This window comes from Bacillus sp. EB600 (assembly GCF_024494385.1).
GTDB lineage: Bacteria > Bacillota > Bacilli > Bacillales > Cytobacillaceae > JAEVLT01.
Genome location: NZ_JAEVLT010000003.1, coordinates 255880 through 282375 on the forward strand (window position 1 = coordinate 255880; position 26496 = coordinate 282375).

At 39.2% G+C, this 26496-nt stretch carries 21 protein-coding genes and 1 pseudogene; 15 read left to right on the forward strand and 7 right to left on the reverse strand.

Annotation, left to right across the window (positions count from 1 at the left end; genetic code table 11):
* The first annotated feature begins 228 nt into the window (after nt 1–228).
* The 14 genes and pseudogenes from JN080_RS05500 (at nt 229) to JN080_RS05560 (ending at nt 14435) form a co-directional block, all read left to right on the forward strand.
* Nucleotides 229–1371, forward strand: coding sequence for an acyl-CoA dehydrogenase family protein (locus JN080_RS05500; protein WP_256234914.1), 1143 nt, complete (start codon nt 229–231; stop codon nt 1369–1371).
* Between the two features lie 95 nt (nt 1372–1466).
* Entirely contained in the window at nt 1467–3836 is a 2370-nt protein-coding gene (locus JN080_RS05505) for a hypothetical protein (protein ID WP_256234915.1), read from the forward strand.
* Nucleotides 3833–4129, forward strand: a complete 297-nt coding sequence (locus JN080_RS05510) for an EscU/YscU/HrcU family type III secretion system export apparatus switch protein (protein ID WP_256234916.1) — start codon at nt 3833–3835, stop codon at nt 4127–4129. Before JN080_RS05505 ends, JN080_RS05510 begins: the two co-directional genes overlap by 4 nt.
* A 54-nt stretch (nt 4130–4183) precedes the next feature.
* A complete protein-coding gene (gene fliS / locus JN080_RS05515; protein WP_256234917.1) occupies nt 4184–4606 on the forward strand; it encodes a flagellar export chaperone FliS in 423 nt (140 codons plus the stop codon).
* 17 nt (nt 4607–4623) lie between these two features.
* Entirely contained in the window at nt 4624–5589 is a 966-nt protein-coding gene (locus tag JN080_RS05520) for a flagellin N-terminal helical domain-containing protein (RefSeq protein WP_256234918.1), read from the forward strand.
* A gap of 107 nt (nt 5590–5696) precedes the next feature.
* The gene (locus tag JN080_RS05525) at nt 5697–6134 is read left to right on the forward strand and encodes a YaaR family protein (protein ID WP_256234919.1); all 438 of its coding nucleotides are present in this window, start codon (nt 5697–5699) and stop codon (nt 6132–6134) included.
* 126 nt (nt 6135–6260) lie between these two features.
* Nucleotides 6261–7865, forward strand: coding sequence for a flagellar hook-associated protein 2 (locus JN080_RS05530; protein ID WP_256234920.1), 1605 nt, complete (start codon nt 6261–6263; stop codon nt 7863–7865).
* A 26-nt stretch (nt 7866–7891) separates the two neighbouring features.
* On the forward strand, nt 7892–8242 hold the full coding sequence (gene fliT, locus JN080_RS05535; RefSeq protein ID WP_256234921.1) for a flagellar protein FliT: 351 nt from the start codon (nt 7892–7894) through the stop codon (nt 8240–8242).
* Nucleotides 8243–8383: 141 nt separating this feature from the next.
* Nucleotides 8384–8758, forward strand: coding sequence for a flagellar protein FlaG (gene flaG / locus JN080_RS05540; RefSeq protein WP_256234922.1), 375 nt, complete (start codon nt 8384–8386; stop codon nt 8756–8758).
* A gap of 66 nt (nt 8759–8824) precedes the next feature.
* On the forward strand, nt 8825–9226 hold the full coding sequence (gene fliS / locus JN080_RS05545; RefSeq protein WP_256234923.1) for a flagellar export chaperone FliS: 402 nt from the start codon (nt 8825–8827) through the stop codon (nt 9224–9226).
* Nucleotides 9227–9389: 163 nt separating this feature from the next.
* Nucleotides 9390–10442: pseudogene (locus tag JN080_RS29775) on the forward strand (HAMP domain-containing protein); the annotation flags it as partial.
* Nucleotides 10443–10535: 93 nt separating this feature from the next.
* Complete coding sequence (locus JN080_RS29780) at nt 10536–11381, forward strand: methyl-accepting chemotaxis protein (RefSeq protein WP_375141588.1); 846 nt, start codon at nt 10536–10538, stop codon at nt 11379–11381.
* Nucleotides 11382–11671: 290 nt separating this feature from the next.
* Complete coding sequence (gene hpf / locus JN080_RS05555; RefSeq protein ID WP_256234926.1) at nt 11672–12220, forward strand: ribosome hibernation-promoting factor, HPF/YfiA family; 549 nt, start codon at nt 11672–11674, stop codon at nt 12218–12220.
* Nucleotides 12221–12509: 289 nt separating this feature from the next.
* Nucleotides 12510–14435, forward strand: a complete 1926-nt coding sequence (locus JN080_RS05560) for a YecA family protein (RefSeq protein ID WP_256234927.1) — start codon at nt 12510–12512, stop codon at nt 14433–14435.
* 158 nt (nt 14436–14593) lie between these two features.
* Here the strand turns inward: JN080_RS05560 and JN080_RS29610 are convergent, their stop codons facing one another.
* The 7 genes from JN080_RS29610 to JN080_RS05595 all read right to left on the reverse strand — a co-directional run bounded on the left by JN080_RS29610 (nt 14594) and on the right by JN080_RS05595 (nt 23085).
* The gene (locus tag JN080_RS29610; RefSeq protein WP_256234928.1) at nt 14594–15592 is read right to left on the reverse strand and encodes an Ig-like domain-containing protein; all 999 of its coding nucleotides are present in this window, start codon (nt 15590–15592) and stop codon (nt 14594–14596) included.
* Between the two features lie 354 nt (nt 15593–15946).
* Nucleotides 15947–17203 (reverse strand): cytochrome c3 family protein, encoded by a 1257-nt coding sequence (locus JN080_RS05570; protein ID WP_256234929.1) that lies wholly within the window; start codon nt 17201–17203, stop codon nt 15947–15949.
* Nucleotides 17204–17556: 353 nt separating this feature from the next.
* Entirely contained in the window at nt 17557–18702 is a 1146-nt protein-coding gene (locus JN080_RS05575) for a cytochrome c3 family protein (protein WP_256234931.1), read from the reverse strand.
* A 98-nt stretch (nt 18703–18800) separates the two neighbouring features.
* Entirely contained in the window at nt 18801–19766 is a 966-nt protein-coding gene (locus tag JN080_RS05580) for a 6-bladed beta-propeller (RefSeq protein WP_256234932.1), read from the reverse strand.
* A gap of 16 nt (nt 19767–19782) precedes the next feature.
* Nucleotides 19783–20487, reverse strand: coding sequence for a tetratricopeptide repeat protein (locus JN080_RS05585; RefSeq protein WP_256234933.1), 705 nt, complete (start codon nt 20485–20487; stop codon nt 19783–19785).
* 95 nt (nt 20488–20582) lie between these two features.
* Nucleotides 20583–21749 carry a cytochrome c3 family protein gene (locus JN080_RS05590; protein WP_256234934.1) on the reverse strand — a complete coding sequence of 389 codons (1167 nt, stop codon included), beginning with the start codon at nt 21747–21749 and terminating at the stop codon, nt 20583–20585.
* A gap of 181 nt (nt 21750–21930) precedes the next feature.
* Nucleotides 21931–23085, reverse strand: a complete 1155-nt coding sequence (locus tag JN080_RS05595; protein ID WP_256234935.1) for a cytochrome c3 family protein — start codon at nt 23083–23085, stop codon at nt 21931–21933.
* Between the two features lie 495 nt (nt 23086–23580).
* Here JN080_RS05595 and secA point away from each other — a divergent pair, with 495 nt between their 5' ends.
* Nucleotides 23581–26094, forward strand: a complete 2514-nt coding sequence (secA, locus tag JN080_RS05600) for a preprotein translocase subunit SecA (RefSeq protein ID WP_256234992.1) — start codon at nt 23581–23583, stop codon at nt 26092–26094.
* Nucleotides 26095–26496 lie beyond the last annotated feature (402 nt).

Below are 26496 nucleotides of genomic sequence, written 5' to 3' on the forward strand. Positions count from 1 at the left end.
GTGAGCAGATGAATCCACTAAAGCCACTTTACTGATACAAGCTTAACTAAATTTTCATCCTCTTTCTTAAATAGTTCAAATTGAGCTGTCATGTTATAATCAAAGCAAAAGTCGTTCATTTTACAACATATATTTAAAAGCAAAAAGGGTAAATGAATGGTGTTTGCTTTTTTACTGACATTAATTCCACCTATACATATCTGATTAATAGAAAGAAGGATAAAATAAGTGACTGCTCAAAACCGTGAAACAATCCTGACTAAACTAAAAAACCTATCCCCTGCTTTCCAAAACCGCGAAAGTGAATTAGACGCATTAAACTCTTTTCCCTATCAAAATATAAAAGACCTAAAAGAAATCGGCTATACCACCTTAACCCTGCCAAAGGATCTGGGAGGAGAAGGGATTACCTTAACGGACTTTCTACTATTTCAGGAGCAAATTGCCAAGGGATGCGGGTCAACGGCATTGTCGATTGGCTGGCATATGGGAACGATCCTTGAATTTGCTGAACATCGCCATTGGAATAAAGAGCTTGTTCCTTTTTTGAGTCAGGAATTTTTGAAGGGGGCAATTATTAATACGGCTGCAAGTGAACGAAATGCCGGCAGTCCACTTCGCGGTGCCAAGCCGACAACTACTGCTGTTTTATCCCCAGATCAGCAGAACTATATCATTACAGGTGAAAAGACTTTTACTTCGGCAGCTCCCGTGCTTGATTATATTTTCGTGACCGCAACGATGGACGATGGCAAGGCTGCTACGTTTCTAGTTCCACGGAATTCAAAGGGTGTTTTAATTCGCGAAACATGGGACAGTGTTGCACTCCGGGGAACTGCCAGCCATGATTTGATTCTTGATCATGTTGAGGTTCCAGCTAATTACATAAAAGAATACACGACCGCTGAAACTTCAATTCACCGGAAAGGATGGATGCTCCATATTCCAGCCTGCTACCTAGGCATTGCCGGTGCGGCCCGCGATTACGCGGTTCAATTTGCAGCTAACTATGTACCAACAAGCCTTGGGAAACCGATTGGAACTCTGCCAAACATGCAGCAGCAAATCGGTGAGATTGAAGTGAAATTAATGGCCTCCCGTCAATTCCTATATGGGATCGCGACCCAATATGAAGAAAATCCAAACAAAGATTTTCAAGTCGAAATGGCCGCGGTAAAAACGTTCGTAACCAACAATGCGATTCAAATTGTTGACCTAGCGATGAGGATTGTCGGGGCTAGAAGCCTGTCCCAGCAGAATCCGCTGCATCGCTATTACCAAAATGTCCGTGCTGGGCTGCACAATCCGCCAATGGATGATATCGCGTTTAAAATACTGGCTGAAAACGCCCTGGAAAAAATGGAAGATTAATGGATGGTGGTTATCACCATCCATTTTTTGTCATTTGAAAGTTTTCAAATATTGCCGATACAAAGAATAGATAACGTGTACGGAGTGAGCAAATAATGGAAGTTAATAATCGAAGCATGATTAGCAAATATATGGTTCCGGATCAGGCAACTTCTCCGATAAAAGTTGGCGATATTATCCCAGTGATGATTAAGGAAAGGTCCGGAAACAATGTAGCAAAGGTTCTATTAAAGGGGCAGGAACTCACAGTCAGCTTTGACGGGCAGTTGCCTGCAGAGGACCGAGCCTCAGTCCAAGTTACAAACCAAAGCGAGAATGGACAGTTTACCGTGAAGCCTCTCTCAACTCCAATAGTTTCCACTAGTACCCAAACAGTCGATGATGTGCTCAGAAAGTTTGGTTTTGACCCAGGTGTCAATCCAGGGTTAAAAGAAGCAACTACGAAGATCCTTTCAGGAGGCGGCAATATTTCTAAGGATTCGCTGGAAAATATCCAAGATTTTTTAAAAAACGACACGGGATCGATAACGGAAAAGCTTAAAACAATAAAAGTCATGGAGCAAAAGAATTTGGAGTTTACACAACAGCAATTGCACTCGGTCAATGTAGCATTAAATGGTACATCCTTAACAGATACGCTAACCAACCTAGTGGGTGGCCCAATAGAAATATCAGCTATCCAGGAATCCAAGAGTCAGTCAGCCTTGGAACAGGCTATTGCTCAAGTAAATAGCGGTTCAGATCAATCCAACATACTCGAAAAGGTACTAGCCTCTCTTGATCCGGTTAAAGACGTACAAACCATTGCTGACATTAAAAAAGCGCTGCAAATCCAGCAGGCGGGCAATGAACGAATACTCCAAGCCTTACCTGAATCTGACATTAAGGAAGCAGTCCAGAAGGAGACAAATTTTGCTCAAATAATTCAAATTCTCAAAACGCAGCATCTTCCGCAAAACGTCGAAGCTGCGATAAAGGATGCCTTAAAACTTGAAAAAATTGGTGCCGCCCGGTTGGAGGCTGCATTAAAGGGAATAACAGATGGTGAAACCCCTGAAGATCCATCGAGTTCTGCCATAAAGGAAATGATCAATTTAATTCAAAAAGAACCTTCCTTGGCAAATGTTCTGGATGGTATTCAACGTTTACTGGAAGCAGATTCTTCAACAAACATTGACCTGAGCGGGCTTAAATCAGCTTTAGAAAAAGCAACCCAGCTGTCCGGCCAGGGACGGGAATTAGCTGCAAGAAAAGAGCTGGCATTAGCTGTTCAGCACCTCCAGGAAAACAACCCTTCGCTGCAAATAGCGGCGGATGATACCAACATAAGCAAAGCAGAACAATATTTTATTAACGAAGCAATTCAATCACTTCAGCTTGATTCCAAAAACATTCTGGTTACTCAGATTACTAAAAAACTATCACAGCTGGCAATTGATTTTAAACAAATGCGGCAGGAAATAAGCCGGAATTTGGATTCTGCAACGAGATTGATGGAGGCAAACAAACAGGGCAGTGCGGTTTTAGCAAAGCAAATATTGGAGTCTGCAATTAACAAGCTGGACCAATCCATTTTAAAAAGTGACATCCTATTATATACGGATATGTCAACGGAGAAAAAATTGCTCACAGCAAGTTCGCGGCTGGCCGAAGCTAGAAGTCTTTTATCGAAAGGAAACGTCGTTGAAGCGAACCAAATTGTTAAAGAAGTAAAAAACAGTGTAGACCAGCTTATGTTTAAGCCATCCGATAGCAGGGTAAAGCATTTTGTCTCCGAGCAGGATTTACTTTCTCCTAAAGCAATGCTTGAAAAAGCGATTCGTCCTTTTCCAGATCAAACATCAGGAGCGAGAAGTGTTTTTGAAACAGTAAAGGGACTTGGCTTAACTCATGAAGCGGATTCTGCTAAGGCACTGATTCATAAGGAGGAACCACCAGCAAATGTAAAGTCTCTGCTGCTGCAATTGTTGGAAACAAATGATGGCCAGTCGAAACAGCCAGTTGAGCAGGCCTTATCAGCAATTACCGGACAACAGCTATTAAATAAGCCGGACAGTTCAGGCGTTCAAAACCTTTTCATGCAGCTGCCGATTCTATTAAACAAGCAAGTGGAGAATGTGAAGGTCTATGTTAATTCACAAAAAAAAGGTGAAAAAATTGATTGGGAAAACTGTAATTTAACCTTTTTGCTTGAAACCAAAAAGCTGGGGGAAGTCGGGATCGCCATTTCTGTTGTAAATCGGAATCTATCGATTACTTTTAAAAATAATAAAGAAGAACTTCAAGCGGCGATCAAGCCTTTGACCGAGGTAACAAAGGATCACTTGGAGGAAATTGGCTACCATGTTGGGGGTATTCAATTTAAGCCACTTATTGAGGATAACGCAAGTGAGAAAGCCAAAGCTGAGAAGTCTACTCCTATTACTGCTGCCTTTACGGAGAAAGGGTATGATTTCACCATATGACCAATTACTTTTTTAATGCCAAAAAGCGAAAGCAAATAAATGGTCCATCAGCAGCAGTGATTAAATATGACAAAGAAACAGGGAAGGTGCCTACGGTTGTTGCCCACGGTTCTGGCTATGTTGCGCAGAAGATTATTGAGGCTGCAAAGCAAAACAACATTCATCTTCAAGAAGATTCAACTCTAATTGAAAATCTTTTGCAAATTGATTTGGGTGACTCCGTCCCGCCGCAGCTGTATGAAGTGATTGCTGAAATTTTTGTGTTGCTTGAAAAAATCGAGGAAAACTATTAATTTTTCCAACCAATAGCCGATAAAAATAGTACTGAGATGAACGGAGGTACACAAATGGAACTCCTTACAGAAGAAATTTTATATCAAAAAAGTTCTCAAGAGTTGACAGCTCTTTTATATGAAGGAATCATGACTAACTTGGAAGAGTCAATTGAATTGATTAACGCCAAAAACTTTATTGAGGCAAATAAGAAATTACAAAAAGCGAATGACATCCTTGAACGCTTAGGTGTTGGGCTAAAGTATGAAGCAGGCCCGATCGCTGAGCAATTCGATACATTGTACAACTATATGGCAAGCCAGATCATCGAGGCGAATCTGCGAAAAGACCAACAGCTCATAAAAAATGTTTTGCAGCTCATTCAGCCAATTGCGGAAGCATGGAATGAAATAGTAAGGAAACAAGTACATACACAGTCAGGTAATACGAAAAAAGTATTAGCTTATGAAAATAGTATTATGAGAAAAAATTATTAACTAGAGGAGACTTATCTATGCGGATTAATCATAATATTGCAGCATTAAACGCCTATCGAAATTTAGACATCAACAATGAAAATACATCAAAAAGTCTTGAAAAATTGTCTTCCGGACTTCGAATTAATCGTGCGGCTGATGATGCAGCGGGTCTAGCTATCTCTGAAAAAATGAGATCGCAAATCCGCGGTTTGGATATGGCAGAGCGCAATGCGTTAGATGGTGTTTCTGTCGTGCAAACAGCTGACGGTGCCCTAAGCTCAACTCAGGAAATTTTACAGCGGATGCGCGAGCTTTCTGTCCAAGCGGCAAGTGATTCGAATACCGATTCTGACAGGGCACAGATTCAGCAAGAGATGAACCAGCTGACATCTGAAGTCAATCGGATTGGCAATGCGACTGAGTTTAATACTGGTAAATTATTGGATGGAAGCAGGTTAGACAAATCGGCGACTGGCGGTTCGGATCAATCGATTAATTTACAAATTGGAGCCAATGCCGGTCAATCAGTTAAGCTTGAAATCAATGACATACGTGCTCAAGCCTTGGGAATTAGTTCTAGTACCACTGGCGGTGCAGCCCAAACGATTACATTATCAGATGGAATCACCACCCAACAGGTATGGTATACATCAACGGCTAGTGCAGATGATGGAATCTCTGCTGCTCCTTCTGAATGTTCTATTGACATAACCAGCTCGGCTAAGGCAAGTGCAGCAATAACCGTAATCGATGACGCGATTCAACGGGTCTCATCTGAACGGGCCCGACTCGGTGCAGTCCAAAACCGTTTAGATTATACAGTCGATAACCTAAAAACAATGAGTGAAAACGTGACTTCCGCTGAATCTCGGATCAGGGACGTCGACATGGCTCTTGAAATGACAAATTTCACAAAGAATAATATCTTGAATCAAGCCGCACAGGCCATGCTTGCTCAAGCAAACCAGCTGCCTCAGGGTGTGCTGCAATTATTGAAATAATTTTCACAGGAGAGGGAGACCTCTCCTTTTCACATATTTAATCTATTTGCAGCTTCAAAAATAGATTATAATTTAGGTAAGAGTTTACTGAGAAAAGGTGTGAAGCAATGGAAGTCCAACACGTTAATAATGCTTCTATTTCCAAAGTGGGGTTTAAGGAAGAAACTGCGAAGGCTTCAATTGCCTTTAATGCAATTATGGATAAAAAGCGTTCTGACGTAACGTTTGAGCGTCTTAATCAAAAAATGCAGGAAATTGAGAGACAGGGAAATAAACTGGCTGATTCACGAACAGTTGAAAACTTACGTAAATATAAAAAGCTTGTAAAGGATTTTATGGACGATGCCGTGAAAAATGGCTTGGAACTTCAAGAAAAACGCGGGTTTAGCCATCGGGGATCATCAAAGATTTACAAGCTTGTTAAAGAAGTAGATAAAAAATTGATTGATTTAACGAATGCTGTTCTGGATAAAGAGCAAAAAGGTCTTGGTATCCTCGGAATGGTCGGGGAAATTAAAGGAATGCTGATTAATATTTATACATGAAGCACAGTAGTAGTACTGTGTTTTTTCTTGATAATAGAATCATTAAACTTTCTAAAGGATAAGCCGATATAATAATAAAAGTGCATGTTATCGGGGTCTTAAAATAAATGACTGGTGGTGGAAAAAGTGAGTACTAGTAGCAGTGGAACGATTTCCAGCCAATACAGCGGGTTAATGCGTGTGAACGGCATGGCCAGCGGTATGGATATTGATGGGATGGTCAGTAAATTAATGAAAGCCGAATCGGTCCCGTTAGATAAGATGAAACAAAAACAGCAAACCCTCCAATGGCAGCGCGATGATTATCGTGACATAAATACTTCGCTTAAGGATTTAGACACAACGATTTTTAACGGGCTTTTCTTGCAATCGTCTTTTAACAAAAAAACAGTGACAAGTTCTAATGATAATCTGGTATCGGCATCAGCCATAAACGCAACAGGTAACATGTCAGCCCGAATCGGTGTAGGTAATTTAGCAACAAGTGCTTCATGGAAATCAACTGTAGTACTACCTTACCCTGATCATCCAGCTTCTAGCGATACAACCTTAAAATTTACTGTAACCGACCCGGGAAATACCGAAGGAAGTTCTACAGACAGAGTAGTTTCCATAGCTATTGCAGCAACGGATACAATTGATAACATCATAACAAAGTTTAATAGCTCCAGCCTTGGCGTAACCATGTTTAAGGATGATACAGGTTCTCTTGTAATATCTAACAATAAAACGGGCAGCGAGGGTGTTATAAAAGTAGATTCACCTTTTATGCATGATGTCTTAGGGTTTGATGTGTCAACAACTCCAGACGCAAATGGTAATTATACCTTTAACACAGGGACTGCCAATGCAATTGCAGGAGTGGATGCAAGTATTACCTTTAACGGCTATTCAATGAAAGAGACATCCAACAATTTTACAATTAATGGGGTTAACTATACGATCAAAGGTGTCACTCCAAAGGACACACAGGGTAATGATATCCCAGTTAATATTTCAACCGCCACAGACGTTGATTCCATTTATAATTCAATCAAAAGCTTTGTCGATAAATACAATGACGTTATCAAAAAAGTAAATGACAAAATCTCTGAAAAGCGGAATCGTGATTTTCCTCCCCTTACCGATGACCAACGAGCTGCGATGAATGATACGCAAATCACTCAATGGGAAACGAAGGCCAAGAGCGGGTTGTTAAGTAACGATTCCATTCTGTCGGGCGGACTGAGTAAAATGCGTCAAGATCTATATTCGCCCGTTTCTGGAAGTAATCTTACTACAGGGTACACTCAGCTTTCGCAAATTGGAATCACGACGTCAGCGGATTATTCGGAGAATGGTAAATTAGTGATTGATGAAACTACGCTTCGTCAAAAAATTCAAGATAACCCGCAGGCGATTTATCAGTTGTTTAATAGTGGTGTAAGTTCTAGTGATACAAGCGGTACCTATTCCTATGGCACAGAGGGGCTTGCAAAACGTCTGCGTGATTCTATTTCCAATATGTCAAGTCAAGTTACTACCATTGCCGGAAAAACAACCTATACAAATAACCAATTTGATATTGGCAAACAATTAACGGATCTGGGAACGCAAATTACTGATTTTCAATCAAAGCTGACAGACATTGAAAACCGCTATTATCATCAATTTAGCGCAATGGAACAAGCGATGCAGCAATCCAATCAGCAGGCAGCTTATATTACTCAGCAATTTAGCAGCGGCGGTTGATGATCAATAACAGGTGGTCTAAACTAATGAGTATAGTACAAGATGTTTTCAATCTGAGTCGTGAGTTTTATGAAGTAGTCTCTAAGCCTTCACCAAAAGGTGAGCGGGACAGTTTAATTTTAAAAATTAATGAATTTCTAGCTAAACGCGAAATTCTTTTAAAAGAAATGAAGGGTCCTTATACTCCTGAAGAACAGCAACTCGGAAAACAATTGATTGAGTATGAGCAAAAAATTCAAACAGCCCTTCTATCCATTAAGCTGGAAATTCAACAGGATTTTTTAACAGCAAAAAATAAAAAAAAGCACGCTCCTAAGTATATTAATCCTTATACGGATGTTTTTACTGAAGGAGCATATTACGATAAAAAGAATTGAACCTTTGATAAGAGCTCATTCACAAAATGTGATGGGTCTTTTTTTTTGCAAAAATTTTTTAGACTACCATTTGTGACTAAAGGATTTCCTTTTAAATCCGATAGTAAAGATAGAATGGATTGTATGTAAGGGGAGATTATGATGATCGAACGTCTTATCGGTACAGACACCCCCATCCAACCAAGATCTGCAGTACACGAAGGGGTAAAGGGTAACCCAATTAAGGTAGATGAAAAACCTGCGACAACGAATCAGTCTGAGCAAAAACAACCAGAATACTTTGACGAAAAAAAGAAAGAAAAGCTTGAGGAGGTTGTAAGTGGTCTAAATCATTTTCTCGAGCCGGCACATACATCAGTCAGATTCAAGCTGCATGAAAAGCTTAATGAATATTATGTTGTCATCGTTAATGACAATACAGATGAGGTTGTCAAAGAAATTCCTGCAAAAAAATTATTAGATACCTATGCAGCAATGGCGGAGCACCTCGGTTTGCTCGTAGATAGAAAAATATAAATCAAATGTCCTGTTTATAAGAGGAACATTTGAGCTGAATGCAACTATTTAAGGAGTGTCAGGTAAATGTCAGTAAAAAATCCATATCAATCCTATCAGCAAAATTCAATTAACACGGCCTCACCAGGGGAGTTAACGTTAATGTTATATAACGGATGTCTTAAATTTATTCATATTGCCAAAGCGGGCATCACAGAAAATAACATTGAGATGAAAAATACAAATATTCAAAAGGCGCAAAAGATCATTCAGGAACTAATGGTCACCTTAAACCAAGACCTGGAGGTTTCGAAAAGTATGTTACCCCTTTACGATTACGTTTATCGCAGGCTTGTTGAGGCGAATATTAAAAGTGATGCAGCCATTTTAGCAGAGGTGGAGGAGTTTGTGACAGACTTCCGTGATACGTGGAAGCAGGTCATCCAAATTAACCGGCAGAAGCAATACGCTCAAGGCGGTCAGGCTTAGGGAACAAAGTTAGTCCAAGACATACGTCACCATTGTAGCAATATATTACTTTAATTTATAGGAAAATAGTAGTCTTATAGGCTATAGCCTTTATCAAAGGTTTGGCCTTTTATTTTTGAAAGCAAAACAACATACAATTTTAGAGAGAAGGCTTCCCATTCAAATGAAAAGACACCGAGAGTCGAGTAAAAAGAAATCAGGCTTCACGATTCGCAAAAAACTATTTTTGTCCTTTTTATTTATTTTATTAATCCCATCTATAACGATCGGTTTTTTCTCCTATCATAGTGCTCAGCAGAAAATTCAGGAAAAAATTCAACTGAGTGCAAAAGAAAATGTAGGAATGATTGATCGGTACTTAACAAATTATATCCAACCCAAAATGAAGGATTCCATCCATTTTGCTGGCTTGTTAAATCAAACTTCTTTTGAGAATAGTAATGTTGAAAATACGCTGGCATTACTTCAACAATATAGTGAATTTCATCAAGAAGTCGTTTCACTTTATGCAGCATCGGAACAAGGCAATCTTTTAATCTATCCGCATACTGAGTTACCTGCGGGGTTTGATGCACGGACACGGCCATGGTACATCCAAGCTAAAGCCGCAAATGGCCAAACAATTATTACAGAACCCTATGTTGATAAAGTCTCAGGCGATATCCTTGTCACGGTCGCAAGACAGTTGAAGGACGGATCTGGTGTATTTGGCTTTGACCTAAACCTTGCTGCCTTAAAAGAAGTCACAAGCGGCGTAAAAATTGGCAGGGAAGGCTACCCTTTAATTGTTAGTGCAAAAGGCAGTTATCTTGTCCACCCAACTTATAAGTTAGGATCACAAGCAAAAGGGAGCTGGGTTCAACCGCTTTTAGAAAAGAATACCGGCAGGATTTCCTACAAACTAAACGGTGTTGACAAGGAAATGGACTTTACGACAAATAAGCTAACTGGATTCAAGATCGCAGGGACGATGAAAATGAATGAGGTAAATCAGGATTCCAATCCGATTTTAATAACAACCTTTATCATAGTAGGTATCTTTATTCTAATTGGAGTTATCACTGCATACTTCATTGTTAACTCTATTACGAAACCGCTAAACCAGTTGGTTGCTGCTACTGGGAAGGTCAGTGAAGGCGATCTGACCCAAAAATTTGTTGTGAAAAGCAACGATGAGATAAGCAGGCTGGGAGAAAGTTTTAATAAAATGGTTTCAGCACTACGGGATGTTATTAAACATGTTGATGAAAAAGCAGAACTTCTTGCCGCGTCTTCCGAGGAGCTTATGGCCAGTTCAGAACAAAATAGTATGGCTACGGAGCAGATTGCGAACTCCATTCAAGAGGTTGCTGCTGGTACCGAAAGACAAACAACGATGGTAAAAGAAACCAATTCCATTATTCGGGAAATGTCCTTAGGGATGGAACGTGTCAGGGAACACTCGGGGACTGTTGCAAATGAGTCATTAGAGGCAGCAAGTATTGTAAGTAATGGGAATGAAGCGATTCAATTATCGACAAATCAAATGGAAAACATCCAGGATACAATTCAAAACCTTGGAAATGTCATTCATACTCTTGGCGAACGTTCAAAAGAAATTAATCAAATCATTGATGTTATTTCGGATATAGCTTCACAAACCAATTTATTAGCGTTAAATGCAGCAATTGAAGCTGCTAGAGCTGGAGAGCATGGGAAAGGGTTTGCCGTTGTTGCAGATGAGGTTCGCAAATTAGCTGAACAATCGTCCAAATCAACAGAAACTATCCGGCATTTAATATCATCAATCCAAACTGATACGAATCAAGCTGTTTCTTCAATGGATAAAGGAAAGACGGAATTCGCAAAAGGAATGGATCTTGTAAAGAGCGCCGGTGAGGCCTTCCAGAAGATTGACCAATTCGTGAATCATACGAATGTTGAATTTCAGGAAGTATCTGCCTCGATTAAAGAAGCCGTAGCAGGGGCTGAACATGTTGTTGAAATTGCAACTGAAATTGAAGAAATAACAAGTAAAGCAACTGGAGAAACTCAGGATGTATCAGCCGCAACGGAAGAACAATTAGCTTCCATGCAAGAGATCGCCGCTTCGGCTGCTACGCTTGCGGAGATGGCAGAGGAACTTCAAGACGCAGTCAAAAAGTTTAAAATTTAGGTTTAAAGAGGTGTTACAAAGGAGAGTCGTTGGAGGTATTTCCATTACTCCAAATTTACTGTTACACTGACGGTGTCTTTTACAGTAAGAAAAATTTGGTAAAAAAAGATTTTTTTGTAATAAAAAAAGAACAAATAAAGACGGCTGATTCCATTGGTATCAAGCTTCTCACTATTTCCCCAATGTTTTTGTCATTAATTCGACAAAATTTTTCTTCTGGTTAAGCAGGATAATGATAGGGTAAAATAGAAATGTATTTACATAGTCTTAACAAAAGGAGGAGTTCACTTATGAATTATAACATTCGGGGTGAAAACATTGAGGTAACTCCAGCAATTAGAGAATATGTAGAGAAGAAAGTGGCAAAGTTAGAACGCTACTTTAACGAAACACCTGAGGCAAACGTAAATGTAAATCTTAGATTTAATCAAGATAAAACATCTAAAGTTGAAGTAACGATTCCAATGCCAAACAGCTTGGTCTTACGTGCAGAGGAAACCAATTCTGACATGTATGCAGCAATTGATTTGATTGTCGACAAGCTTGAGCGCCAAATCCGCAAGCATAAAACAAAGGTTAATCGTAAATCTCGCGAAAAAGGCGATATCGGACTAACGTTTACAAATGCAGTGATTGAAAACAATGAGTATGAGGAAGACGAACTTGAGGTTGTCCGTACAAAACGTTTTGATCTTAAACCAATGGACAACGAAGAGGCCATCCTGCAAATGAACCTGCTGGGCCACAGCTTCTATGTTTTCACAAATGCCGATACAAACCGCACCAATGTTGTTTACAAGCGTAAAGATGGCCGCTACGGCTTAATTGAAGCACAATAATCTTTCTTAATTAATAAAGTGGAACGCAGCCCTGGATCTGGGGCTGCGTTTTTAGGTTGAGGTGCAAAAGAAATGGTGCATAAAACCTCGAATATATGCTGGAAGTTTTCGGCGGAGTAAGGTTTATGTTTATAGGATACTGCCAAAAATGGTATTATGATGGTGGGAGGACTCGGTGTGAATCTTCTAGATGAATTAATTGATACATATTCACCAAACAATGGTCCTTGTGATACATATTTTGATATAAAAGAAAAAGTGTGGTTGAAGGAATTGGGGTGCTGAGAGAATGGATGTCAAAGTTAGCAGGAATGCACTATGTCCGTGTGGAAGTGGGAAAAAGTATAAAAAATGCTGTGGGGCCAATGAGGTCATATCGCTTACCCAGGTGGTAGAAACGGAAATTGAAGAACTGCAAAGGCAGCTATTACATTATGCTCTGCAAAATTATGGGGATGAAATGGAAGACAATTTTGAGGACTTTCAACAGGAATTTCAGATGAATCATGAAGCTGAAATTGAGTTCTTTGAGTTTGTCCATACGATTTGGTTTACCCTTTTTGAACGGCTTGACGAAAGTGGAACGATTCTGGATGGATTTATCGCTTCAGAGCTCAGGAAAATAAAGCGGCCGAAGCTAAAGCAAATTTTGCAATCCTGGAAGGATGCTAGGGTGATTGTCGGAAAAATTATTAGCGTTGAGGGTAACACTTTTATTGTTGAGGATCTCTTATCATCCGACCGGCTTGAAGCGATTATGGCAACAAAGATTGATGAGCCGTATCAAGTGGGCGTCAGCTTTTCCGGAATTCTGTTACCCTATGATCAAAAATATGTCTTTTTTCCAGCACCGTTTGATCTGCCTGACTTAGCACCTGAATCAGTAACCGAATTTATTAAGGATACAATGCTTGAAGCAGACTATGATGATCCACAGGAGTTTCTTACAGATTATTTTTTGGAAATGATGTACGAGCTTCCTACAATTGATCTGAATGTCGAAATTGACGATATGGAGTGGCCTGATCCGATATATCAAGATGTTGCTGAGCTTTTTCGAGCAGAGTTTGAGCGGATGGGGGAAGATAAGGAACTGATTGACACAGGAATTTTGCTATGGAATTCTTTTTGTCAAATAAAGCAAAAGCGAATCAAAAATCCGAATCTATACGTAGCAGCACTTCATTATTTCATGTCAACGATAGCACCAATAAAATCAGCTTATACCCAAAAAGAACTTGCCGAACAATACGGCGTTTCCACAGGCTCCTTATCTTCTGTATATAGGGAATTGGATATTGTTCTGTCTGAAATTGTAGATCAAAGCAATTATGATGAGGACGAACCAGCAATTCAGTTCAGTACAAAGGGAGGGCCCATGGCAACAGAGCGGGCAATGCAGGAAGTACTCGAAGAAATACAAGGGAAAAACTTTAAAAGCATTGATGAAGTGAATGAATTTTTAAATAACAAGCTTTCCTCTCCAAAACAGGTATCCAATAAGCTTCAGGATCAAGCCCAGCAGCTCATCTATGATGCGTTTGAGGCAGAAGGAAGCGAGCGCTTCCGCCTTGCTGAAAAGGCGCTGGAGCTTAATCCAAATCTTGTCGATGCCTATAATATTCTCGCTGAAAATGCTGACAGCCTTGAAGAAGCGGTACAAATGTATGAAAAGGGTATGTGGATTGGAAATAAGGAATTAGGCAAAAACTTTTTCAAAGAAAACAAAGGACATTTCTGGGGCTTACTTGAAACGAGGCCATTTATGCGGGCGAAGGGGAACTATGCAGAGGCTCTCTACCAATTAGGAAAAATAAAAGAAGCTATCGTGCAATATGAAGAGCTGCTGGAGCTTAATCCAAATGATAATCAAGGAGTGCGTTATTTCTTATTTATTGCCTATGTTGATAAAGGCGATTTGACTAAGGCTCACAAGTTACTTGGGCAGTATGAAGAGGGTACAGCACAAGCCTTATACAATCGATTACTGTTGGAATTGTTGGAGCATGGCTATACAGCAAAAGCAGGTAAATTATTAAAAAATGCAAAAGAGAGCAACAAATTTGTGATCCAATATCTAACAGGAAAAAAACGTCTGCCAAAAGTGATCCCTGACTACTACGGATTTGGAGACGAAAACGAAGCAATCATCTACGCAGAGGCTCATATGCACTTGTGGAAAAAGATTGATGGAATAAAGGATTGGTTGAAATAATGATGAAACCGAGAGGCAAAGTGCTTCCCGGTTTCTTATTGTTGAATTAAATTATTATTTCCTTGGAAATTGTCGAAACCGGATATTAAACAGCAATTTTTGAAGATATAAAACAGCAAAAAAACGAAAAGCACTTCTTTTCATTTTTTTGCTTAGTTCTAATTTGATTTTAACAGGTTCGGGTTTTCTTTAGTCCACCCAAGATGTGATTCATGACAGCTTGCACATGAGCTGGATTCGTTAAATTTTGTTGGATCGGCACTTTGGTGGTTGCTGCTGTTCGTGTCAACTTGTGATGCGACAGTCCCGTCATGACATGCCATACATAAATTACTGTATGTATCCCCATATTTGCCGCCTTCAAGTTGGGCATTTTTTCCGTTATGGGTGTTATGGCAGTAATTGCAGGCATTTGTTGTATTTGAGTAATACCCATGAATCCTGTCTGGCTGTCTGGCATTTTCCGGGTCGCTATAGTTGGTTGAATCATTTTCAAATTTATAAGTTAGAAAAGGATCTGTGTCACTCATGGTAGTAAATTTAAAAATGCTTGGTGTTGTCGATACATTAACATCACTTTGATTTAAATAAACATAATAAGTTGTTCTTGGGTCAAGTTTGCTTGAAGGTGTAAATGTGTATACAAGACTGTTATCTTGACTATTGGTTTCAATCAATTTCTCTTTCACTGATACGTCTTTCCCATTACTTGACTTAATTTTAAGCTCAGGGTCAGATGTTTGCACCGTTCCGTCATCGTTTAACACAAGCCGAATCTCTTCATCAAGACGCACTTCTGTCATATTATTTACAGACAAGAAGCTGCTTGTATCGTTAATATCTTTAATAAGATTCATTTCTTTCACATAGTTAACCGTAAATGTCCAAGTCAAGTCACTATTTTGTCCGCTTTCGTCGGTAACTCGGAAAGTTAAAGTATGTGTCCCTTGGCTAAAGACACTTGAATAGGAAAAGTCTCCTGCAGGAGAAACCGAAAGTACTCCCTTGCTAGTAATATCAACAGGGGAACCGTTTTGAGTTTCCAATACTTTTAATGAAAGATTGTCAGGAGTTGTAATGTCATCAGAAATTGTTCCAGTGAATGTAACTGTCGAAACATCAAATACTGATCCATCATTTGGTGCTGTAACTTTCACTACAGGGACGCCTGAACCTGAGATAGCGTTGCTATCAGGAGAATATATTAGGAGGGAACCTATAAAAACGCTCCATATGGCAATGCATGAAAAGATCTTTCGTTTGAAGTTCATCCTCTTCATGAAATTCATCCTCTTCTTTTGACATGATTAAATAGATTTAAATAGATAATTGCTAGATTTATTATATCAACTGAATGAACCCTTATTTTCATCGTTAAGTTAAATAATTTTGACGTTTTTTTATGAAGTTTTTTATAATAAGACAAGGCGACAAAAGTGATATTTGTCACCTTGCTAAGAAACTCATATTGCAGCTAACAAATCTTACTATTTGTTAGCATTTTTTATGAATTATTTTATCTGATTATTAGTCTTAGCAGAATAGTCTCCACCTGGAATTGGACTTAGGACTGTTTTGGTTGTCATATTTACAGCACCTTGTGTATCAATTTGGTGTGTTGATTGGTGACAAGCCCAACATACTGCCATGTTTGTATATCTCTTTAAGTTAGATTTGCCATCTTTACTTACATCTTTCATGTAAGCTCTTGCTTTGTCTTCAGACCAAGCATTTCCGCCATTAGCAATTGATTTTTGCAGATCTGCGATTGTTCTACCAGATGTGTCTTTTAATAAGGTAATATCAGTACCGTGAGCATAGTGACATGATGTACATGCTCTACCAGACTTGGTGCTGCTGGTTGAGTGTGAATACAGATGTGAACCGTCTTGGGCTAATTGGTCTCTAGGTCCATCTTCTCTGCTTCTGTAATAATCTGTATGACAGCTTCCACAGAAAGCAGAGTAATTCAATCTTTTATCGTATACTTTTGCAAGTGTGTCTACTGCAGGATTGGTTGGATCAGCTGCAGTATAAATACCGCTTGATTTGGTAATTTTCAATCCATTAGATCCTGTTGCGTCATTGATAGCTTTATAGGCAGGATCAAGTTGTAAATTAAGTTTAATTCCTGCTGTTCCCAATGGAACTGTAGTAAGTTTTGTAATTTTTTCTTCGTGTGTTGTATTATTAACATAAACATCATAAGTACCAGCGAACTGATTCCCAGCTACCGTTTCATTTAAAATACGGTCGTTAACTGAACCGTGTGGATTATGACAGCTAGAGCATTCAAATGTTGCTGTTTCAGTATTTTTTAATGATGAACCATTTGTATCAACTTCAGTTGCTTGTGCTCCAGGAGCTGCACTCACTTGTAATTCTGAGTCAACATGGTGCATAGATGCGCTTGTATCTTGTGAATACATAATTCCTGCTTCACTTGCCTCTTTAACGTTATAGAAACCTAATGTACCATCATGACAGGACATACAAAGCTCAGAACCGCTACTCTTCATTAATAATGTACTGGTTTCCCCGTTATGCGTACTATGGCAGTTTGCACAGGAGTTTGTGTTATTTTGGAAGTTACCATGTGTTCTTTGTAAGTTAGGATCTCCATTGTTGTCGATTGTAGCATTATTCAAGGTTGATGCCGGGTGCTGCAAATTAGTTGGATCAAACCCTGCTGCAGAAGCTGCGGCTCCAAACATGCCTAAAAATAGGAGCATGAATAATGCTGACAAGCTGATTTTCAACCTGCTCATTTCTAAAAACCTCCCTGATTTCTCTTTTCTCTCTTTTTTTGGTGTAAAATTGGTGAAAAATAGCTCTGTATTAACCACCTCCTTAATGTAATCCAACTAAATCATTTTTTTAAATCTAAACTTGCATATGTTGCATGTCATTACTATGTGTCTTTTAAAAACCAATAGTTTTGGCAGAAAAACGCACTGTGTTCTGTACTTTTCAAAGTAATATGAATAAACTACATAGTACATATTGTTTCATCATTCGTTTAATTTGATTTAAAACAAGGTAACAATTTCGATATTGCTACCTTGTTTTATTTATTCAAAACTATTTAAGTAGATATAGTTCGCTCTTTGCTGTCAGATCATTATTTAATCGTTGTCTTACCAAGGAATGCACCAGTCGTAGGATCTAAATATTTCGGATCAACTGGGTTGGTTTGAATTTTATGTGTTGATTGGTGGCAAGTCCAACATACGACTGTGTTTGTATATTTCTTCAGCTTGGAATCACCATTTACATCTTTCATGTATGCTTCTGCTTTGTCTTCGCCCCAGCCTGCAGCCACATAATCAGCAACCTTTTTACCTTGTGTATCCATCATTGTTGTTATATCAGTACCATGTGCATAGTGGCAGCTTGCACAGCCTCTGCCTTGCGAAGTGCTGTTTGTTGTATGAGTGTAACTGTAATGGCTAGTATCACCAGCAGCAGTTTTAGCAACGTTGCTTGGTCTTTGAGTAGTTGATGAACTTCTGCTAGCCAAGTAATCGTTATGACAAGATCCGCAGAACTGTGAATAGTATGTTTTGTCGGTAGTTCCTAATGGACCGCTAGATGTTTTGATCAGCCCGCCGGTAGCAGTATTAAGAGCTGTTAATTCAGGAGTAGAATTGTCTACTTTTAAATCAAGATGAATAGTTTGTGTTCCGTTTGGAACAAGAGTTTTTACATTATTAACAGTATTGAATGCAAAAGCCGCACCGTTGATTACATTTTCATTTAATAAACGGTCATTGACAGAACCATGTGGGTTATGGCAGCTTGAACATTCTAATACTTGATCATCCGCTGCTTGATTATTAAACGATCCTGGAGCAGCGTTAATTTTTACTGATGATTTAACTTCGTGCATAGATGCACTTGTTTGAGTGCTGTTAAAAATACCAGCTCCGCTAGCATGGTTTACGTTGTAAAAGCCCATTGTTCCATCATGACAAGACATACAAAGATCATATTCGTCATTGAACTTCATTAACAACTGAGAAGTTTCCCCATTATGCGTACTATGGCAGTTTGCACAAGAGTTCGTATTGTTTTGGAAATTACCATGTGTTTTTTGTGTACCTGGATTCCCATTGTTATCTACATCGGCTACGTGGATATTAGGTGCCGGATTAGTCGATGTCGGGACGAATGATGGATCTGGAGCTGCTGCAAAGGCAACAGTACTGAATATGCCAAATAAAACTAGCATAATTACAGTTGATAAGCCTAACCTTACCTTGCTCATTTTAAAACCTCCCAATTTTCTCTCTCTTTTTTTATTTAATTTAAGTTTCAATGCAGTGATTTCTCACCATCACCTCCTTAAAGTAAAGTAATAGAATATTAACGGAAAATGGATACCCTTTGGTTAACTGTATCTGTGACGTACATAGTATCACTATCATCAATAAACAAACCATTTGGGAGATAGAACTTATCATTTTCAGTTCCCATTCCGCCTAATTGGTATAATTCTTTCCCAGTGCTATTAAAGGCATATACAGTGTGTGATAGATTATTGACAACATAAATATTACCCTTTGAATCAACTGCTACACCTCTTGGATTAAGGAAAGTAGCACTGCCTTTTCCATCTTTTGATCCATTAATGGTCTTAAGAAATTTACCGTTTTTATCGAAAATTTCAACTCTATTATTTGCAGAATCTGTAACATAAATATTATTATCAAAGTCTACTGCTACAGCATTAGGAGCAATGAATTTCCCTTCTTTATCCCCAGGGCCACCGATTTCCATTAGTTTTTTTCCTTTAAGATCAAAAATAAATAGTTTGTTTTCTTTAATATCAGTTACATATAACTTTTGATTATAAATACGCAGCCCGCCTGGCGCTTTAAGGACCTTATCCTTGTCATCAAAGTATTTGACAAACTTCCCTTTTGAAGTAAAGATGGAAATATTCCCGTTATTCATATCAGCTACATAAATGTTGCCATTTTCATCTCCAGCAATTCCATAAGGAAATTGAAATTCGCCTTCGTTTGTACCCAGTTTTCCAAATTTAAAAACTGAGCTCCCAGACTCATCGAAAACCTGTACTTGCTGACTGTTTGCGTCGGTAACATAGATATTATGATCAACCTTTGTGACATCCATCGGTTTTTTAAGAGGCTGATTAAAGTCCCCATATAATGAGTTTGAAAATACTTTTGGTCCTCCTCCTGATGCTACCTTTGCAACTGCCGGTTTTAATCTATTTTCCAAATGAAAAATAGATACTACTGCAAATAAGGCAACGGAAAGTGCGACAATGCTACCCATGATTAAATAAACAGTTCTCTTTTTCAAGTCTGTTCAACTCCTTCTACTTGTTGTCTTTAAGTTTTGCAGCGACTCTATCCAAGCCTTGAGATGCAGGTTTATACAGCGGGTCGTAGCTTAATGCTTCTTTAAAAAATTTCTCTGCTTCTTTATAATTGCCCTGACCTTCTTTAACTTTACCTATTTCTGTAATGATATCTGTGTTTGTTGGCATGATCTTAAGAGCTTCTTGCAGTGATTTAAGTGATTTATCATACTCTTTTAAATTACAATAGACCATCCCCGATAATAAATGTGCCTGGAAATTTTTAGGCCCAAGTGCTTCAGCTTTTTGGGCCATTCTTATCGCATCATTGTATCTTTTCTCAGAATTGTATACCAAACCAAGGTTGAAATAAGCACCGAAGTTTTTGTTATCCAAGTTCGTTGCAACTTGCAGTTGTTTAACCGCATTATCGTTATCACCTTTTAAAAAGTATGAATAGCCCAAATTTACCCGATAGTCAGGGTTATTTGGTTTCGTATCTACCAAACCTTTATAATAATCAATTTGTTCAATGAGCCTGGCTTCATCTTTATTTGGCCATAAATACTTATCGCATATTAAATATCCAGCACCCAGACTCACAATTAATGTTGCGATGATAAGCAAAAATGCTTGTAGCTTTGTAAAACTCTTCTTTTTTTCCTGTAGCTTCGTTCTATCATTATTTTCCGGTTCTGGATTTACTGGCTGATTCGCCTTCATAAATATCCACCTCAATTTAGTTTTATCTGCATAACTTCTAATAGTTAGGTTGATCGAAAAATCCAACAAAACTATCAGAAGTATTTACTATAGTGCTATTCTTCTTTGTGGCATTTGGTACAAGTAGCTTTATCATGGCACTTATAGCATGTCCCCGAAGGCTTAGTTATTCCAGTTAGCGGAATTGGATGACGTTCCTTAAAACCTGTATTTTGACTATGGCTGCTTGGATGGCATGTAGAACAAATTACTTGGTTTCCACCAGCTGAACTTATCTGACTGATCTCGTGGCATGCTTTACATGTCTCCAGATTTTTGCTGGCAAGCGTTCCATGATTATTGAAGAATTCGCTGTTATGACTTGCTGGCTTCTTAGAATGGCATTTCTCACAGAAAGTATTTTCCTTGGCATATTGTTTTGCCGTAATGGTACTGTCTGCTGAACTTCTGTTATCTAAAAATTGCTGTGAAACTGTCTTGGTTTGTAGTCCCTTTATCGGGTTATCAGACATTGAGTCATGGCAGCTGTTGCATTTCTTAATATCTTTGTCAGCAAGCTTGCCGTGTCCGCCCTTCATAAAACTAGGGTCATTATGTGAGTCTGGCTTCATACCTGTTGAGTGGCAAGTCTTACATGCTGTAGAAACGTTACGAGCTTGGTGACAACTAATGCAATCTGCCATTTTCGGTTCGGTGAATTTCACATCACTCATCATTTGTTTACCAAGTGTGCTGTTCCATTTATCGTAATCTGTTTTAAATGTGACATTACGATCAGCAATGTCTCCATGAGCGACACCGCTGTGGCAATCAACACATTTGACGTCATCTTTTAAGTGTTTTTCATGGGGAATGATGATGTCTCCTGATGCTGTAACATTTCGCGTTTTCATATTGTGACATTTCTCACAAGATGAATTTGGTATTTGAGTTGGCATATGAATAGGTGCCGGATAACTATCGGTTGCCTTTTCATAAACCTGTACAAGACCGTTCATTTTCGCCTTTGCATAATTTACTACCCCTGATTGTATATGACACTCTTTACATTCCACTTCACTATGTGATGAGGCTTTTAATGTCTCAGCTTCCGGCTTCATTTCGTGGCAGGTGGAGCAAAACGATTTACTTGACGTTGCTTCGACTCCTACAAAACCTACAACTACAAATAGAACAACAAAAAAGAGTGAAACCGTCAGGATTTTATACAATTTATAGCGTGTGCGGGAAGGGGTAGACTGATTATTTTGTTCATCTTCCATTCAATGTCCCTCCTGATTCATGACGAATTTTTTTTAGATTGGATTCACCTTTAAATTCAAGTCGATGTCAAATCTTTGTAAAAATAAACATCTGCAGGTGCCTGTCCATCCTTATGAGTTTTGATAATTGTGATCATGGCACATATATGTTTCTGCTTATGTCCGAAGCCATTCTCACTCGTCAAGTATTTGAAGGGAGCTTGTTATGGCAAGTGTTACAAAATGTGTTTGTTTTTGCCTCTTCTTTTGCTTTTTCAGCATTTGGTATATATTTAGGAGCTTTGTCTCCATATTTTAGTAATGTCATAATATCTTGTTTCGGTATTTCCTTTGTCCAATTGGAATCCTGGTGACAGGTTACGCATTTATCCAATTGCTGAACGGCGTCTTGTCCATGATTTTTATCAAAATCTGCAGCCTGATGGTTCTTAGGAATGCCGATGTCTTGGCTTTGGTGGCAGGTTTTACATTCCATTGATAATTTCGTATTAGTTTTATTAGTGCCGATTGCTTGTAAGATGATCTCTTGGGTGTCTTGTTTTGTTTCTTCCGTATTTCTAGCTGGTGCTTTTTCGGGTTCATTCACTTTAGCTGCCTCTTCTGGATTAGCCGGAATGCTGTAAGTGATTTCTTTCCAAGGCTTTTCACCTTTGTTTACTTTGTTGTGGCAGTCGATACATGTTCCCATATTCGGACGTAAATATTTTTCTTCAATTAACTTTTCAGCATTTTGCTTTGATGTCCATTCACTCCGATCCTTGCCAACGTTGAGTTCGCGTGCTGCCATTTTTGCGTGAACGACGCCGGAGTGACAGGTGATACAAGGGATGCCTTCATCAATGTGTTTCTTATGGTCAACCTTCAAATCATCAGATGCTGTGACTTTCCGGTTTTCTGAGTGACATTGTAAGCAGTTCTGGTTGGAAACAGCTTCTTCTTCGGTTTGGACAATTTGATTTGGAACACCTGTTACGTGGTAATAGACCTCTTTAAGCGATTTCACTTTGTGCGTCAGCATGTTCACAACACCTGGTTTGATATGACACTGAACACAGCTGATTTGGTTATGTGCACTGGCTGTATATGTAGAGTATTCCGGAGCCATTTCATGACAGCTCGAACAAAAAGATGGCGAGTTTGTGAAGGAAAGTACTCCATACCCACCACCAAATACAATAATACAACCGACCAAACTAGCTAAAAGCAACTTCCAACGATTAACGGGGTCCTTCCAGTTAATGCTCTTAATCTTTCGCCACAGTCTTCGTATGGGGCCAGATTTATTTCTGTCTTCTCTGGTTTTGATCTCTGTCTGTTTTTTCCCCCAAAAGGCCACTATGCTCACCCTTTCTGTTGTGGAATAGCCCTATTAGGCTTTTTTATCCATATTAACCTCTCTAAAGGTAGTATCTAACAATGAAAGCGCATATTCCAATGTACAATTTGTGAATATTTACCCATGGAATCAAGGGCGTATTTTAGATGAAAAACAACGTGAAAACATTGTTAAATCAAGATGTTGTTAATACTACCCAAATAGTGGAAAATGCATAATGGTTAATTTTTATACAAATTGGACATACTTCATACATTTGTTAGAAAATATTCACAGGCACAAATTCGTCATTGGAATTCATTATTCTCCGTTTAAGAATAGTGAACTTTAAGATTTTGTAAATGTCTGCTTTGAAGCTTGGATATGTTGTCACTGTATAGCGGAAGTGGTAAGATGGTTAGAGGTATTGACAAATGATTTTAAGAGGATTCGGCCATTGTGTAGCGAATCTTTTCTTATTATTAATGGCTTTTTAGCATAAAGGAGAGTTTATCAATAATGGGGATTTTAAATAAAGTGTTTGATTTAAATAAGCGTGAGCTAAAGCGGTTGGATAAGCTCGCCAATCAGATTGATGCTCTTGCTGCTGAAACGGAAAAATTAACGGACGATCAGCTTCGTGAAAAAACAGAAGAATTTAAGGCTCGCTATCAAAAGGGTGAAACGCTCGATGATTTGCTGGTTGAAGCGTTCGCAGTTGTTCGTGAAGGCGCACGCCGCGTACTTGGTTTGTACCCGTACCATGTACAGTTGATGGGGGGCGTTTCGCTCCATGAAGGAAATATTTCCGAGATGAAAACAGGTGAAGGTAAAACGCTGACGGCGACGATGCCTGTTTATTTGAACGCTATTTCAGGCAAAGGTGTTCATGTTATTACGGTCAATGAATACTTAGCAAGCCGTGACGCGACTGAAATGGGAGAGCTTTATCAATTTTTAGGACTGACTGTTGGTTTGAATTTAAACAGTATGACAGCTGAAGAAAAACAGGAAGCATATGCTGCTGATATCACCTATGGGACAAACAATGAGTTTGGCTTTGATTACCTGCGTGATAATATGGTCCTTTATAAGGAACAAAAGGTACAGCGTCCGCTTTTCTATGGAGTAATCGACGAGGTTGACTCGATTTTAATCGATGAAGCACGGACACCGCTGATTATTTCGGGAGCTGCTGAAAAATCAACCGTTCTTTACATTCAAGCAAATGCGTTTGTGCGTACGCTTACGAAAGATGAAGATTACACCTATGATGAAAAAACAAAAAGCGTCATGCTGACCGAGCAGGGAATAAGCAAAGCTGAGCGCTCGTTCGGAATTGAAAATCTGTTTGATATAAACCATGTTGCCCTCAATCACCACGTTAACCAAGCGTTGCGGGCAAATGTCAGCATGCATCTCGATGTCGATTATGTTGTCCAAGATGGTGAAATTGTCATCGTTGACCAGTTTACTGGCCGTTTAATGAAGGGCCGCCGCTACAGCGAAGGTCTCCACCAAGCCATTGAAGCAAAAGAAGGCGTTGAGGTACAAAATGAAAGCATGACAATGGCGACGATTACCTTCCAAAACTATTTCCGTATGTATGAAAAATTAGCTGGGATGACCGGTACAGCGAAGACGGAAGAAGAAGAATTCCGCAACATTTATAATATGAATGTAATTGTTATTCCAACCAATATGCCGATTATCCGTGACGACCGTGCTGATTTAATCTATGCCTCAATGGATGGGAAATTCCGTGCTGTTGTTGAGGATATTGCCGAACGCCACACGAAAGGTCAGCCAGTGCTTGTTGGTACGGTGGCAATTGAAACATCTGAGCTCATTTCGAAGATGTTATTGAAAAAGGGTGTTCGTCACAATGTCCTAAACGCGAAAAACCATGCGCGTGAAGCGGAAATTATCTTGGAGGCCGGGCAAAAGGGTTCAGTTACGATTGCAACCAACATGGCCGGCCGTGGTACAGATATCAAGCTTGGTGATGGGGTTGTCGCATTAGGCGGGCTTGCTGTTATCGGTACTGAACGACATGAAAGCCGACGAATTGATAATCAGCTCCGCGGACGTTCAGGACGGCAAGGAGACCCAGGTGTCACTCAATTCTACCTTTCCATGGAAGATGAATTGATGCGCCGTTTCGGTTCCGATAACATGAAGTCGATGATGTCAAAGCTTGGTATGGATGATACCCAGCCAATTCAAAGTAAAATGGTCTCAAGAGCAGTTGAGTCAGCACAGAAACGGGTTGAAGGTAACAACTTTGATGCTCGTAAACAGCTGCTGCAATATGACGATGTTCTTCGCCAGCAGCGGGAAATCATCTATAAACAGCGTGATGAAGTGCTCGAATCAGAAAATCTCCGTGAAATTGTCGAAGAGATGATTATGAGAACGATTCAACGTAACGTTGATGCTCATACACCAGGATCTGAGGACGAGGAAGACTGGAACTTGTCTGGAATCGTTGATTATGTCCATGCGACTCTTCTTCGTGAAGGGGACATTACAGTTGAAGATCTTAAAGGCAAGGATCCGGAAGAGATGACCGAGACTATTTTTGCAAAAGTAAAAGAGCGCTATGATGAAAAAGAAGCAGTTTTATCATCGGAACAAATGCGTGAATTTGAAAAGGTTATCGTGCTTCGTGCTGTTGACTCTAAGTGGATTGATCATATTGATGCGATGGATCAGCTCCGTGATGGAATTCATCTTCGCGCCTATGGCCAAATTGATCCGCTTCGTGAGTATCAGTCAGAAGGTTTCATCATGTTTGAAAACATGGTTACTTCGATTGAAGAAGAAGCATCCCTTTATATCATGAAGGCGGAAATTCACAATAACCTTGAACGCCAAGAGGTGGCCAAGGGACAGGCTGTCAATCCGAAGGAAGATGGCGAAGAGGTCAAGAAAAAGCCGGTTGTTAAGCAAATGAAAATTGGCCGGAATGACCCATGCTTCTGTGGTAGCGGCAAAAAGTTCAAGAACTGCCACGGTACAGTAAGTTAATGTTTGGAGGCCGGCCGAGTGCCGGCTTTCATTTTGGTAATGACTAGTAAGCGAGAAATTTGAAGAAACTAAATGGTATGTAGAATCAGATTGGATTTTTGTAGGCTAACAAAGCGATTATGTAGAATCACAATGATATTATGTAGAATCATGATGATAATATGTAGAATCACAATGATATTATGTAGAATCATGATGATAATATGTAGAATCACAATGATATTATGTAGAATCATGATGATAATATGTAGAATCACGATGAAATTATGTAGAATCATGATGATAATATGTAGAATCAACAAGAAATTGTGTAGAAATACCCTGAAACTATTTGGTACATTCGTTATAATGGATAAGTAAATTATATGAACAGTGGTTTTTTAATTTTTATAGAGGTGAAGA